The 12532-nt window shown below is 68.1% G+C and carries 16 protein-coding genes; 12 read left to right on the forward strand and 4 right to left on the reverse strand.

The features are described from left to right. Positions 1-147: 147 nt before the first annotated feature. The 3 genes from LFM09_RS38065 to LFM09_RS38075 are packed head-to-tail and all read left to right on the forward strand — an operon-like array spanning position 148 to position 2155. The gene (locus LFM09_RS38065) at positions 148-705 is read left to right on the forward strand and encodes a GrpB family protein (RefSeq protein WP_414101470.1); all 558 of its coding nucleotides are present in this window, start codon (positions 148-150) and stop codon (positions 703-705) included. Between the two features lie 35 nt (positions 706-740). Continuing rightward, positions 741-1283: a helix-turn-helix domain-containing protein gene (locus LFM09_RS38070; protein ID WP_414101471.1), complete on the forward strand. Its 543-nt coding sequence runs from the start codon at positions 741-743 to the stop codon at positions 1281-1283. After that, the gene (locus LFM09_RS38075; protein WP_414101472.1) at positions 1280-2155 is read left to right on the forward strand and encodes an SRPBCC family protein; all 876 of its coding nucleotides are present in this window, start codon (positions 1280-1282) and stop codon (positions 2153-2155) included. Before LFM09_RS38070 ends, LFM09_RS38075 begins: the two co-directional genes overlap by 4 nt. A gap of 171 nt (positions 2156-2326) precedes the next feature. Here the strand turns inward: LFM09_RS38075 and LFM09_RS38080 are convergent, their stop codons facing one another. Together LFM09_RS38080 and LFM09_RS38085 are read right to left on the reverse strand one after the other, a co-directional pair. Further along, positions 2327-2839, reverse strand: coding sequence for a hypothetical protein (locus LFM09_RS38080; RefSeq protein ID WP_414101473.1), 513 nt, complete (start codon positions 2837-2839; stop codon positions 2327-2329). 21 nt (positions 2840-2860) lie between these two features. Next, positions 2861-3403, reverse strand: coding sequence for an N-acetyltransferase family protein (locus LFM09_RS38085; RefSeq protein WP_414101474.1), 543 nt, complete (start codon positions 3401-3403; stop codon positions 2861-2863). Positions 3404-3473: 70 nt separating this feature from the next. Between LFM09_RS38085 and LFM09_RS38090 the strand changes: the two genes are divergently transcribed. The 4 genes from LFM09_RS38090 to LFM09_RS38105 all read left to right on the forward strand — a co-directional run bounded on the left by LFM09_RS38090 (position 3474) and on the right by LFM09_RS38105 (position 7345). Then, positions 3474-4679 (forward strand): winged helix-turn-helix domain-containing protein, encoded by a 1206-nt coding sequence (locus tag LFM09_RS38090; RefSeq protein ID WP_414101475.1) that lies wholly within the window; start codon positions 3474-3476, stop codon positions 4677-4679. Between the two features lie 554 nt (positions 4680-5233). Then, entirely contained in the window at positions 5234-6217 is a 984-nt protein-coding gene (locus tag LFM09_RS38095; RefSeq protein ID WP_414101476.1) for an aldo/keto reductase, read from the forward strand. A gap of 6 nt (positions 6218-6223) precedes the next feature. Further along, on the forward strand, positions 6224-6832 hold the full coding sequence (locus LFM09_RS38100; protein ID WP_414101477.1) for a TetR family transcriptional regulator: 609 nt from the start codon (positions 6224-6226) through the stop codon (positions 6830-6832). 18 nt (positions 6833-6850) lie between these two features. Then, the gene (locus tag LFM09_RS38105) at positions 6851-7345 is read left to right on the forward strand and encodes a hypothetical protein (RefSeq protein ID WP_414101478.1); all 495 of its coding nucleotides are present in this window, start codon (positions 6851-6853) and stop codon (positions 7343-7345) included. A gap of 27 nt (positions 7346-7372) precedes the next feature. Here LFM09_RS38105 and LFM09_RS38110 read toward each other — a convergent pair whose 3' ends face one another. After that, complete coding sequence (locus LFM09_RS38110) at positions 7373-8263, reverse strand: DUF4097 family beta strand repeat-containing protein (RefSeq protein ID WP_414101479.1); 891 nt, start codon at positions 8261-8263, stop codon at positions 7373-7375. Positions 8264-8268: 5 nt separating this feature from the next. Further along, on the reverse strand, positions 8269-8772 hold the full coding sequence (locus tag LFM09_RS38115; RefSeq protein WP_414101480.1) for a toxin-antitoxin system HicB family antitoxin: 504 nt from the start codon (positions 8770-8772) through the stop codon (positions 8269-8271). Between the two features lie 68 nt (positions 8773-8840). Here LFM09_RS38115 and thyX point away from each other — a divergent pair, with 68 nt between their 5' ends. The 5 genes from thyX (at position 8841) to LFM09_RS38140 (ending at position 12525) form a co-directional block, all read left to right on the forward strand. Beyond that, positions 8841-9545: an FAD-dependent thymidylate synthase gene (gene thyX, locus LFM09_RS38120; protein WP_414101481.1), complete on the forward strand. Its 705-nt coding sequence runs from the start codon at positions 8841-8843 to the stop codon at positions 9543-9545. A gap of 5 nt (positions 9546-9550) precedes the next feature. Beyond that, positions 9551-9952 carry an ACT domain-containing protein gene (locus tag LFM09_RS38125; RefSeq protein WP_414101482.1) on the forward strand — a complete coding sequence of 134 codons (402 nt, stop codon included), beginning with the start codon at positions 9551-9553 and terminating at the stop codon, positions 9950-9952. A gap of 72 nt (positions 9953-10024) precedes the next feature. Continuing rightward, positions 10025-11464 (forward strand): protein kinase domain-containing protein, encoded by a 1440-nt coding sequence (locus LFM09_RS38130; RefSeq protein ID WP_414101483.1) that lies wholly within the window; start codon positions 10025-10027, stop codon positions 11462-11464. A gap of 10 nt (positions 11465-11474) precedes the next feature. Continuing rightward, positions 11475-11888 carry a hypothetical protein gene (locus LFM09_RS38135; protein ID WP_414101485.1) on the forward strand — a complete coding sequence of 138 codons (414 nt, stop codon included), beginning with the start codon at positions 11475-11477 and terminating at the stop codon, positions 11886-11888. A 25-nt stretch (positions 11889-11913) separates the two neighbouring features. After that, complete coding sequence (locus LFM09_RS38140) at positions 11914-12525, forward strand: TIGR03085 family metal-binding protein (RefSeq protein WP_414101486.1); 612 nt, start codon at positions 11914-11916, stop codon at positions 12523-12525. Positions 12526-12532 lie beyond the last annotated feature (7 nt).

Here is a 12532-nt window from a genome sequence, read left to right on the forward strand (position 1 = left end):
GTCGCCGATCTTGTCGGGGGTGCTGAGCACGTTGAGGTGTAGGGGTTCCCAGCTCGGGGGACCCCTGCGTCAGCGCGCCCGCGCAAGGTCATCGGCGCGTCTGCGAGCACCACCGACTCGTGAGCGAATCGCCGCTAGCGTGGCTTGATGAGCGAGGAAGCCCCGGCGTGGGCGTATGAGCTGGCGGAGATCCGTCCACACGACCCGCGATGGACCGCCCGAGCCGAAGCGGAACGCGCGAAGCTGACCGTCCTCCTCGGACCGTGGCTGGTCGAAGGCATCGAGCACATCGGATCGACCGCCGTCCCCGGACTCGCCGCCAAACCGATCGTCGACCTGATGGCCTCGGTGACAGACCTGGACACCGTCGTCACCGCGGCATCCGAACGCCTCGCCGACGACGGCTGGTCTTTCGTGCCTCCAGTCCTCGACGGACGGCCGTGGCGGCGCTTCTACGTGAAGCCGGACTCCACACAACAGCGACGTGAAGCGCACCTGCACCTCATCCAGGCGCAGCACCCGCGGTGGACCGACCAGATCAGGTTCCGCGACGCGCTGATCGGCGATGTCGGACTCGCGCGACAGTATGAGGACCTGAAGCGCGGCCTGTCCCACGCCAGCGGGCACGACCGCGAGGCGTACACGGAGGGCAAGGCGGCCTTCGTCGCGAACGTGCTGGGCAAACCATCCACAGCGGCCGATTGACAAAAAAGCTTTGAACGTTCAAACTCGTTTTTGCGATGAGAGACGTGATCTACCTGGACCGGATGGAGCAGGCCGAGACCCTGCTCAAGCCGCAGCGCGTGGAGGTGCTGCGGCAGCTCGCCGCGCCGCGCTCGTGCACCGAGGTCGCCGAGGTGCTGGACCAGACGCCGCAACGCGTGCACTACCACGTCAAACAGCTGGTCAAGGCCGGTCTGGCCACCCAGGTCGCCGAGCGCAAGGTGCGCGGCGTCCACGAGGGCCTCTACCAGGCGGTGGCGCGCAGCTACTGGCTCTCGCCACGGCTGGTGGGGCGGATCGGGTCGCGTGACGAGCTGGTGCTCGGGCACCTGGTCGACCTGGCCGAGCAGATCCAGGTCGACGTGGCGGCACTGGATCGGAGCACCGAGCTGCCGTCCGTTGGCGTGTCCGGCGAGATTCGCGTGCGGCCGGAGGACCGGCAGCGGTTCCTGGCCGAGCTGCAGACGACGTTGCAGGACCTCTTCACCCGATACGGCGGCGCGGAGGGGGATGCGTTCCGCATCGCGCTGGCCTGCTACCCGAAGGGAGACGACCGATGAGCACGGGAATCGTCCGCGTGCGCACCAAGGCCACGGAAGAGCGCGTCTACCAGGCGCTGACCAGCGGTGCCGAGCTGGAGGTCTGGCTCTCCGAGCGCGCTCACGTCAATCTTGCGCAGGGGGAGTTCGAGTTCTGGGGCCGATATACGCCCGAGGGGGAGCGCGGGCGGCAGAAGCTGCTCGGCGTGAGCGAGTCGTCGGTGCAGTTCTCGTGGTTCCTGCACGGCAAGGACTACACGGTCGAGCTCGGCGTGGAGAAACGCGGCGACGAGACGGTGATCGCCGTGACGCAGTCGCCGTATCCGGCGTGGGGCGAGGGCCCCACCGACGAGATGCGCGCGGGTGTCGTCCAGACGTTCTGGCCGTTGGTGCTGGCGAACCTGGTCGAGCACGTCGAGGGCAGGCCGGTCTTCGGATTCTGCGACTTCACGACGCCCGTGCAGCGGTTCGAAACCGACATCGCCGCGCCGGCCGCGAGCATCATGACGGCGCTGCTCGACGTGGACGTGTTCGCGCGGTGGTTCGGTGCGCGCATCGAACTCGAACCGGAGGTCGGCGGCCGCTGGTCGATGGGGACCTTTGCCGAGGACCCGAACCCGGCCAAGATCGTCGCGCTGGACGACAGCCGGTTCGCGATCGAGTTCCCGGACGGCATGTTGTCGTCGTGGGAGCTGGCCGAGTCGGACGGGAAGACGCACCTGACGTTCGTGCAGAGCGGGTTCGACGCGACCGAGCCGCCGTACGGCTCGTGGATGGGCTGGCTCAGCGGGTTCGCGGACATGAAGCGGATGCTGGAGCTGTCCGAATGGCGTCCGATGTGGCATTCGTTCGAAATCCCCGGTTTGCCCGATGGAGTTCTCGTACTTGAATAATCGGGTGCCATATGGCGGGTGAGAGCCAGATCATCCGGTTCTCACCCGTTTGCGCCTGGCTTTCGTCGGCGAACGATCGATACCGTCGGACACGTGCTTGATTCAGCCCGAGTCACTGTTGCCGCGCTCGTGATCGCCTTCTCCGTGACGGCGTCGATCGTCTGGTCGTAACTAGAACCAGGCCATGACCATGGCTGGTGAGGCCGCGAGGAAGCTGAACCTGGCGAAGCGGCCCACCATGCCGGTCACGACGAACAACCAGGTGGACATGCCCGCGAGGCCCGCGAGGACGCTCGTCGCCATGAACGGCGGCAGGCCCACCAGCGAGCTCACCGCGTGGGTGCCGGCCATCCAGTTCGGGTGCGCCTTGCACTTCACGTGGACCCAGCCGTACCAGCGGTGAATGCGCGTGCCGGGGCCGAACCAGCGCTGGAACCGCGAGGGCTTGGCGCCCTCCTTCTTCTTGCGGTGCAACCACTTCGGCAGCTGGATGTCGCCGCGCGCAGCGTAGAAGTACAGCAGCTTGCCCAGCACCTGGCCGACGGCCACGACCAGGCCGATAATCCAGAACGAAACACTCGGCCAGTTCGTGCAGAGTCCCAGGACGAACGCTTCGATGCTGATGAACGGGACCAAGGATGAGCCGAGCGCGACCCCGAAGGTGAGGCCAACAAGGGCGAGCACCCGGCCGAGGCTACACAGGTCTCAGGATTCGAGTCGGACAGCCAACGGCCCGGACATCCGGACTTCGCGCAACGGACGCCCGCCTGCGTCCAACGTGCGTACCGTGCCGTCACCCGTCCAGCCGAGTCGTTCGTAGAAGTTCCGCGACGCCTTGTCGGCCTCCGGCACCCACGCGATGCCACGCGTCGCACCGCCTTCTTTCAACCGCCTGGTGGCCTCCGCGACGAGCCGCGTGCCGTGTCCGCGCCGCCCCCACCGCGGTTCCACGAGGACGCTGAGCAGCGCGGTAGTCGCCGCATCCGCTGGCAGCGAACCGTCCGCTTTGGCCACTTCCTCGTCCGGAGCTTTGCTCGCCACAACGAAACCAACCGTCCAGTCGCCTTCGGTGGCTTTGAGCACCGCACCGCTTTGGACAGCAAGCGCCCACGCGTCGTCGGCATCGAGCGTGTCGAGCACGTCCTGCGGCAACAGCTGCGCGTAAGCGAGCCGCCAGGTCTCCCGATGGATGCGGATGATCTCCGAAAGGTCAGCAGCGGTGGCGATGTGCACGCCGGCGTCGGCCATAACCGCACCTTATCGACGCCGTGTCCGAGAATTGTCAGGGGTGCGTGGCAGCATCGGGAACGTGCAGACGATGAGTGCGGACGTGGCCCGGCGAATCGCGCTGGGCGCGCAGGGTTTCACCGACCTGAGGCCAGCGGCAGCCACGCGCAGGCACCTGCAACGGGTGCTCTCGCGCGTGCAGCTGCTGCAGATCGACTCCGTGAACGTGGCCGTGCGCGCGCACTACATGCCGCTGTTCTCCCGCCTGGGCTCCTACGACTCCGCGCTGCTGGACGACGCCGCGTGGTCGCACTCCGCCCGCAAGCCCCGCATGCTGGTGGAAACCTGGGCGCACGAGGCGTCCCTCGTGCCCGTCCTCGACTGGCCGCTGTTCCACTCAGGCGCCAAGAAACGCGGTTGGTGGCAGAACTACCAGACCATCCTCGAACGCTCGCCCCAACTGGTCGACGAGATCCTGGCCGCGATCAAGGAACTAGGCCCGATAGGCGCCGGCGCCCTGGAAAAGGCACTGATCGGCGAGGCGGGCCGCGCGAAGGGCCCGTGGTGGGACTGGTCCGAGGTCAAACGCGTGTGCGAGGTCCTGTTCGGCGTGGGCGTGCTGACCACCGGCACCCGCCGCAGCTTCGAACGCCTCTACGACCTCACCGAGCGCGTCATCCCACCAGCCGTCCTGGCCCAGAAGTGGACCCCGGAGGAGGGCGCCCGCGAACTGATCACCAGGTCCGCCGTCGCCCTGGGCGTGGCCACCGAACCAGACCTGCGCGACTACTACCGCCTTGACCCGCGCCGCTCGCAAGCAGCCGTGGCCTCCCTGGTCGAGGACGGCGTGCTCGAACCGGTGACGGTCGAGGGCTGGCGCGGCGTCGGCTACCGGCACACGTCCGCCACCGCACCCCGCCGCGTCCTCGGCCGGGCGCTGCTGTGCCCGTTCGACCCGCTGATCTGGGAACGCGCCCGCACCGAGCGCATCTTCGGCTTCCGCTACCGCATCGAGATCTACGTGCCGGAGCCGCGGCGCGTGCACGGCTACTACGTGTTCCCGTTCCTGCTGGACGGCCAGCTGGTCGCGCGCGTGGACATCAAGGCCGACCGCGCGGCCGGCGTGTTGCGCGTGCAGTCGGCGTTCGCGGAGGAGGGCGTCGACCGCGGCCGGGTGGCGGCGGAGCTGGCCGGGGAGCTCAAGCACATGGCGGAGTGGCTGGCGCTGGAGGACGTGCTCGTGGTGCAGAAGGGGGACCTGGCGGCGGAGCTGGCGGTCGAGGTGGCCAGCGCCTGAGCGGGTAGGCCCACCTGGCGGTGGCCTGCGGCGGGCAGAGGCGGGCGAGCTGTGAGGGCTGGCTGCGGTGGGTTGGCTGCGGTGGGTTGGCTGCGGTGGGCTGACTGAGGCTGGCGGACTGAGGCCGAGATGGCGTGCGCCGGGCGGGGCCCGGGTTGGGTCAGCCTGCGGAAGGGCCGGGCTGGGCTGTGGCACGGCTGGAGCTGGGCTGTGGCGCGCGGGCTGTGGCGGGGATGGCCTGCGCGCAGGGTCGGGCTCAGGCTGGGTCGACCTGGGGCTGGGCCAACCTGGGGCTGGGCTGCGGCACAACTGTGGCTGGCTGTGGCACGGCTGCGGCTGGCGGGCTTGCGTAGAGCGGTCGGCATCAGCCTTGTTCGAGCTCGCAGCCCAGGTCAGCCCGGCTCGAGCTCGGTAGCCCACGTCGGTTGGGTTCGGCTGGGGGGAGGCCGCGTCGGTTGGGGTTTGGGTGGAGCGGACAGATGACGGCTGACAGATATTGAAATCTGTCAGTTGATGGGGCATGGTGGAGCTCATCGAGAGATGAGGAGTTCGTCATGCAGAGGCGCCAGCTCGGAGCCACCGGCCCGCTCGTGTCCGCCATCGGGCTGGGCTGCATGGGCATGTCCAACGCCTATGGGCCGGCCGACCGTGACGAGAGCATCGCGACGATTCACGCGGCGATGGACGCGGGTGTCACGTTGCTCGACACAGGGGACTTTTACGGGATGGGGCACAACGAGCTGCTGATCAGTGAGGCGATCAAGGGCCGCCGCGACGAGGTGCAGCTCAGCGTCAAGTTCGGCGGGATGCGGGATGCCGATGGGGCGTTCGTCGGGTTCGACACGAGGCCGCAAGCGGTAGCCAACTTCTTGGCGTACTCGCTTCAGAGGCTCGGCACGGACTACGTGGACGTGTACCGGCCCGCGCGGCTCGACCCGAGCGTGCCGATCGAGGAGACGATCGGGGGGATCAAGGAGCAGATCGACAAGGGGCGCGTGAAGCACATCGGGCTGAGTGAGGTTGGGGCGGAGACGATCAGGAGGGCGCACGCGGTGCACCCGATCGTTGACCTGCAGATCGAGTACGGGCTGCTGGAGCGCGGCGTCGAGAGGGAGATTCTGCAGACCACCCGTGAGCTCGGCATTGGCATCACGGCGTATGGGGTGTTGTCGCGCGGACTGATCTCGTCCACGCCGCTCACGATCGGGGACAGCGACTGGCGCGGGCACACGCCCCGGTTCCAGGGCGACAACCTTGAGCGCAACCGGCAGTTGGTTCAGAAGTTGAACGAGATCGCGAACAGCAAGGGCGTCACTGTGGCGCAGTTGGCGATCGCGTGGGTGAAAGAACGCGGGGAGGACGTGGTGCCTCTCGTGGGCACGACGAAGCGTGCGAGGCTGAGCGAGGCGGTTGAAGCCGTTGACGTGACGTTCAGCGAGCGGGAATTGCGTGAGATCGAGGCTGTTGTTCCTGTTGGGGCCGCGGCTGGCACGCGGTACGCCGCGGAGCAGATGGCCCTGTTGGACAGCGAGAGGTGAGATGAAGTGGCGGAGGTGTTGACCGCTGAGGCGATCCTCGTGGCTACCGAAGAGGTGCTGCGGCGGTACGGGCCGGCCAAGGCGACGGTGGTCGACGTCGCCAAGGCGCTCGGGGTCAGCCATGGCAGCGTCTACCGCCACTTTGCCACCAAGGCCGCGCTCAGGGAGGCCGTGACGCGGCGGTGGCTTGACGCGATACACGTGGAGATGGCGTCGGTCATCAACCCAGAAGGCAGTGCGGCCGAAAACCTCAAAGCGTGGTTGCAGCACCTGTTCGACAAGAAGCGGCTGTCGCACACCGACGAGCCGGAGTTGTTCGCGACGTTCCGGGTGCTGGTCAGTGAGAGTTGTGCGATTCCCGAGTACCACGTCGGGCACCTCGTGGGGCAGGTCGCGCGCATCATCCGCGCGGGAGTGGATACCCAGGAGTTCGTGACCGACGACGTTGAGAAGACAGCGCAGGCGGTGTGGGACGCGACCGACAGGTTCCACCACCCGGCTCACGCCAATGAGTGGGGGGATCCTCACATTCAGGACGCGTTCGACGCCGTCGTCTCACTGGTCATCGCTGGACTGCGGTACAACCGAGTACCGAGTGCCGCAGGCGATGCTTGAGGGTCACGGAGGTGAGCGGTGCCGCCTGACGAGTGGATCGATCTGCTGGGAGCGCCAGAACGGCGTCCTGACCCGGTTGACTGGGACGCGGTCAAGGCGCGGGCGGGCACAGCGCTTCCCGGCGATTACGTGCACCTCGCGGAGGCCTATCCACCGCTGGTCGTAGGCGGTTACGTCCGGATCCTGCACCCCACGGCGCGCGCCGGGTTCATGAACTGGATGTCGCAGGCGCCCAAGCTGCTGAGAACACTCCGCAGACAACCAGGCCTGCGGGTGCACCCCGATTCACCAGGACTGTTGCCGTGGGGCACGACGCTCAACGGCGACCACTGCCTCTGGTACACGCAGGGCGAGCCGGACGAGTGGACCGTGGTGATCACCGATCTGCGGCAGAGCTGGTCGTTCGACGGCAGCTTCTCCAGCTTCATCAGGAAGTTCCTGACCGGCGAGATCCGCTGCCCGATCTTCCCGGACGACGTCCCCGGCGGCTCCAAACCGTTCCAGGAGCCCTAGCCGGGGGACGTTTCCTCCGACCCCCGGTCAGCTTGCGGCGGCGGTCACCAGTGCGTTGCCACTGCCCGTTCGGCCCGTGACCGTCAGCGAGGCGTCGCCCAGCGGTTCGGCGGACACGTCGAAGTCGCTGCGGGCGTTGCCTGACGTGGACACCAGGTCGATGCGGGCGAGCGTGCCCTGGCGGATGCCGACCCGGATGTTGCCGGAGCCGGTGCCGAGCTGGATCTCGCCGGAGGCCGCGTCGGCCACGGTGAGGTCGCCGCTGCCGGTGCGGACCTGGACGTTGCCCTGCACGGCGCCCAGCCACACGTCGCCGGTGCCCGTGATCAACGTGGTGGTGCCGCCCACCGACGACACCTCGACGTCACCGCTGCCGGTCTTGGCCTTCAGCGACGCGAGCATCGTGCCCAGGCGCACCGTTCCCGCGCCCGAGTTCACCTTGGCCTCGCCGGTCGCCCGATCCGCGGAGACGCTGCCCGTGCCGGTGTTCAGGTCGAGGCGACCCGCACCGCCCGTCACGATGACGTCAGCCGCACCGGTCCGTGACGTCACGTGCGACCCCACGGGCGCCGTCACGACGACGGAGAGCGGCACCGCGCGCAACGGGAGCGCCTTCGACGACTCGATGCGCAAACGGTTGCCCAGCAGTTCGACGCGTGCCTCGCGCACGGCGTCTTCGGGGCCCGCCGGCGAAGCGGTCTTGTCGGGACCGAACTGACCGCTCACCCAGCTCAGCACGCTGGACAGGCCCTCGGTCCACGAGTTGCCCGCGGTCGGGTCGTGCCGGACCTCGACGTGCACGCCGGGCCCGTCGGCCAAATGCACTTGCACGCGGCCGCTGAGCAGTGAGATGTCGATCTCGGCGACGCCCGCGAACTCGAAGCTCTGCTGACGCACCACACCTGTCGGTTCGGTCATCCCGCTCACCCCTGCACCCATCCGCGGACGCGCGACCCCGAGCCGCCGCCTCCGCTCCACCCCTTGTGCTGATGCTTGTGCTTGCCGTGCACCGACCCCTGCACCGCCTGCTGGATGAACGAGTTCAGCGACACGCCCTGAGCGGCCGCGGCGGCCTCGGCCTTCGACTTGAGCTCGTTGATCATGCGCAGGGTGATGCGGCTGATGTCACCGGTGGCGTCACCGAGCGGCATCTCCTGGCGCGGGGCCGGCTCCGGCTCCGGTTCGGCGGATCCGGTGACGACGACCTGGACGTCCCGGCCGGCCAGCCGAACCTCCACGACCTGGCCGTCCAGGGAGGCGGTGACCTCCGCGGCCAGGTCCGACAGTGCGTTCATGATTGCCAGTCGCGCGGCTGGCTCGAGCGCTGCGGACAACGCGGCGGCCGTTCGACGGGTGTTCTCGTCCCCCGCAGATGCGGCCGTCGCCAGGTCCTCGCGCAGTGACGCGATGTACGGCGACAGATCCATGACACCACTATGACGTCACAAGTGGCGTCGTGCAACCGCCAAGTCATGTCACCGCTAATGTCCGGGCCATGCCGAGAGTGCGGTTGGTGGCGAAAACCGAGTTCATCCCACCGGACGACGTGCCGTGGAGCACCGACGCGGACGGTGGCGCGGCGCTGGTCGAGTTCGCCGGGCGAGCGTGCTACCAGTCGTGGGACCGCTCGAACCCCATGACGAACACCAACGCGACGTTCCTGCACCACCTGCTCGACGTCGGGCACCTCGCCGCGTTCGAGCACGGCAGCGCGACGCTGTACCTGACCGAACTGCCCCGGTCGCTCACCCACGAGCTGATCCGGCACCGGCACTTCTCGTACTCGCAGCTCTCCCAGCGCACCGACCCGACCGACGTCGTCGAACCCGGCCTCATCAAGAACGACCCGGAGCTGCACGCGCGGTTCGTCGCAGCGACCCAGGCGAGCCTCAAGGCGTACGAGGAGCTGGTGCAGAGCCTCGAAAAGACCGTCAACGGGCGGCGCGCGCGTGAAGTCGCACGATCGGTGCTGCCCAACGCCACGGGCACGGAGATCGTCGTGACGGGCAACTACCGGTCGTGGCGGCACTTCATCGCGATGCGCGCGACCGAGCACATCAACGTCGAACTGCGCGAGCTCGCCGTCGCCTGCCTGCGCGAACTGACGAAGGCTGCGCCGAACGCGTTCGCGGACTTCGTCATCTCGACACTCCCGGACGGCACAGAAGTTGCTTCCAGCCCACTGGTGGTTGAAGGCTGACGCCCATGAAGCGGCTCATCGTGGACGTCCGCCCCGGCGAGTACAGCGTCACGCGCCTGGCGCCCGACGCCCCGGTCCCCACCGGGCTGCTCGAACTCACCGACGTGCTGGTCTCCGTCACCAGGACCCCGGACGAGGTGTCGATCATCGCGCCCTCGTCGTTCGAGCTGGCCTCGGAGAGCGCCGAGAAGGGCTGGCGGCTGCTCACCGTGCGCGGGCCGCTGGAGTTCACGCTCACCGGCATCATGGCGGCGCTCGCGGGTGAGCTGGCGGCGGCGGGCGTGTCGTTGTTCGCGCTGTCCACATACGACACGGACCACCTGCTCGTGAAGCACACGGACCTCGGTCGTGCCGTGCTGGCTTTGCGTGCCGCAGGTCACGAACTGGTAGTAGCACCGGAAGCCTAGGAACCGATCACCCATGTGGCGGGTCTGAAGTACCGTCAACGCCCCCCGGTTCCGAGGTCGTAGGAGCGCACGTTGCACGGACAGGCTGTCGAACCACGCGTCATCGCGGGCCGGTACGCCCTGGTGGCGGAGCTCGGCCGCGGTGGCATGGGCATTGTGTGGCGTGCTCAGGACCGCCACATCGGGCGCTTCGTCGCGATCAAGGAACTGCACCTGCCCGACGGCATCGCGTTCGAGGAACGCCGTGTGCTCGAAGAGCGCGCTCTGCGTGAGGCACGCACCGCGGGCAAGCTCAACGACCCCGCCGTCGTGACGGTGTACGACGCGATCAACGAGAACGGCCTGACGTACATCATCATGGAGCTGGTCGAGGCGGCGACGCTGTCGACGTTGATCAGCACCCACGGCCCGATGCCGCAGAACCAGGTCGTGTCGATCGCGCTGCAGGCGTTGTCCGCGCTGGAGACCGCGCACGCGGCCGGGATCGTGCACCGCGACGTCAAGCCCGGCAACCTGATGGTCCGCCCGGACGGCAAGGTCAAGCTCACCGACTTCGGCATCGCCCAGGCCGTCGACGACCCGCGCCTGACGACCAGCGGCAGCCTCATCGGCTCGCCCGCGTACATGGCGCCGGAACGCATCCACGGCCACGAGGCGGGCCCCGCATCCGACCTGTGGGCGCTCGGCGCGACCCTGTGCTATGCCGTCGAGGGCTGGAGCCCGTTCGAACGCTCCTCCACGGCCTCGACGCTGCACGCGATCATGAGCGAGACGCCGCGCCTCACCCGCGCGACCGGCGTTCTGAGTGCCGTCATCACCGGTCTGCTGATCGCCGACCCGAACGCCCGGCTGTCCGGCCCGCAGGCCCGCGCCATGCTCGGCAGCATCGGCAACCAGCCGACGCCGCCCACCGGCATTCCGCCGGCTCAGACGCAGCAGTACCAGCAGGCTCCGGCCGTTGATCCCGCGAAGAAGAAGCGCAACCGCATCATCGCGTTGGTCGGTGCCGTCGTCATCGCCGCGGCGGCGTTCACGGGCGGCATCTACGCGCACAGCTGGTTCACGGCGACGGGCGGTGGTGGCAGCAGCGCGCTGACGTACGGCGAGGGCGGCGACGTGCCGGTGTTCGCGTTGTACGAGAACTCTTGTGGCAACGGCGAGGTCGCGCCGACCAAGCAGCTCGACTCGGACAGCCGCGAGGAGTGCGACAAGCCGCACGACTTCGAGGTGTTCGACGTGGTCAACACGCTGCCCGTCGAGTCGAGCCTGCCCGACGCCGCCTATCCCGGCCTGGACACGTTGAAGTCGCTCGGCCTCACCCGCTGCGAGATGACGCTGAACTCGACGTGGATCAAGGACAACGACAAGGTCAAGCTCACCGTCCTGGTGCCCAGCCAGGCCATGTGGCAGAAGGACAAGAACGGCAACGCCGAGCGCAAGATCTTCTGCGTCGGCGGCAACAAGGACGGCAGCAAGCTCAATAACACCATGAGCGCGAAGAAGAACAACTAGCCTGCCACCCGTGAAGAAGAGGATCGTCTCCGTCCTGCTGGCCCTCGGCTGCGTGGCAGCTCTGCCCGCCTGTTCCAGCAACGAGGACAAGTTCGTCTCCGAGCTCAAGGCCGCCGGCTTCAGCAACCCCGGCGAGCCCAGCACGGAGAAGGAGAAGAAGTCCAAGAAGGTCGGCAAGCGCACGATCAAGTCCTCGTCGAGCACCATCGAGGTGGTCGTGCGGGTGAAGGGATGCGACCTGGAGATGGCCAAGATCTCCGGGCAGTCCGGCTACTGGCTGGACGAGCTGCACGTCAACGGGCAGGAACCGGACTGGCCGAACTACCCGGAGAACCTGAACCGCGAGCAGGTCGTGAAGCTCCTGGCCGACAGCTCGACCAAGCCGGCCGGCTTCAAGGAGTGCTACAAGCCGAACGAGGCCTGAGCCGGCGGTGTGGTGCAATGGCGGGGTGAGTCTCGCCCGCGCTGAGCGCAAGGCGCTCGTCGACCTGATGACCGAGCTCGGCCCGGACGCGCCGACGTTGTGCGGCACCTGGTCGACCAAGGACCTCGCCGCACACCTCGCGATCCGCGAGCGCCGCCCCGACACCTCGCCGGGCATCGTGCTGCCGGTCTTCTCCAAGTGGACCGAGAAGGTCCAGGAGGACTACACGCACAAGGCGTGGAGCGAGCTCCTGGACCTCGTGCGCACGCCGCCGTTCTGGATCGCACCGGTCGACGACCTGATCAACACCGGTGAGTACTTCGTGCACCACGAGGACGTGCGCCGCGCACAGCCCGACTGGGAGCCACGGCCGTACGACGTTCGCCGGGAGAAGGTGCTGTGGAAGCTGCTGCCCTTCACCGCGCGCACGACGTTCCGGTCGTCGCCCGTGGGCGTCACCCTGGTGCGGCCTGACGGCGAGCACGTCGTCGCCAAGCCGGGCGCGAACGGCGTGGTGATCACGGGCGAGGTGTCGGAGCTGGTGATGCTCGCGTTCGGGCGGGATCAGGTGCGGGTGGAGTACAGCGGTGACGCCGACGCGGTCGAACGCGTGCGGTCGTTGAACCGAAGTGTGTGAACTCGGG

Origin of the sequence: Lentzea alba, assembly GCF_047445655.1 — a bacterium.
Taxonomy (GTDB): domain Bacteria; phylum Actinomycetota; class Actinomycetes; order Mycobacteriales; family Pseudonocardiaceae; genus Lentzea; species Lentzea alba_A.

Coding starts and splice junctions, on each gene's coding strand:
- LFM09_RS38065 (WP_414101470.1), top strand. CDS start 148: ATGAGCGAGGAAGCCCCGGCGTGGGCGTATGAGCTGGCGGAGATCCGT.
- LFM09_RS38070 (WP_414101471.1), top strand. CDS start 741: ATGAGAGACGTGATCTACCTGGACCGGATGGAGCAGGCCGAGACCCTG.
- LFM09_RS38075 (WP_414101472.1), top strand. CDS start 1,280: ATGAGCACGGGAATCGTCCGCGTGCGCACCAAGGCCACGGAAGAGCGC.
- LFM09_RS38085 (WP_414101474.1), bottom strand. CDS start 3,403: ATGGCCGACGCCGGCGTGCACATCGCCACCGCTGCTGACCTTTCGGAG.
- LFM09_RS38090 (WP_414101475.1), top strand. CDS start 3,474: ATGAGTGCGGACGTGGCCCGGCGAATCGCGCTGGGCGCGCAGGGTTTC.
- LFM09_RS38095 (WP_414101476.1), top strand. CDS start 5,234: ATGCAGAGGCGCCAGCTCGGAGCCACCGGCCCGCTCGTGTCCGCCATC.
- LFM09_RS38110 (WP_414101479.1), bottom strand. CDS start 8,263: ATGACCGAACCGACAGGTGTGGTGCGTCAGCAGAGCTTCGAGTTCGCG.
- LFM09_RS38115 (WP_414101480.1), bottom strand. CDS start 8,772: ATGGATCTGTCGCCGTACATCGCGTCACTGCGCGAGGACCTGGCGACG.
- thyX (WP_414101481.1), top strand. CDS start 8,841: ATGCCGAGAGTGCGGTTGGTGGCGAAAACCGAGTTCATCCCACCGGAC.
- LFM09_RS38125 (WP_414101482.1), top strand. CDS start 9,551: ATGAAGCGGCTCATCGTGGACGTCCGCCCCGGCGAGTACAGCGTCACG.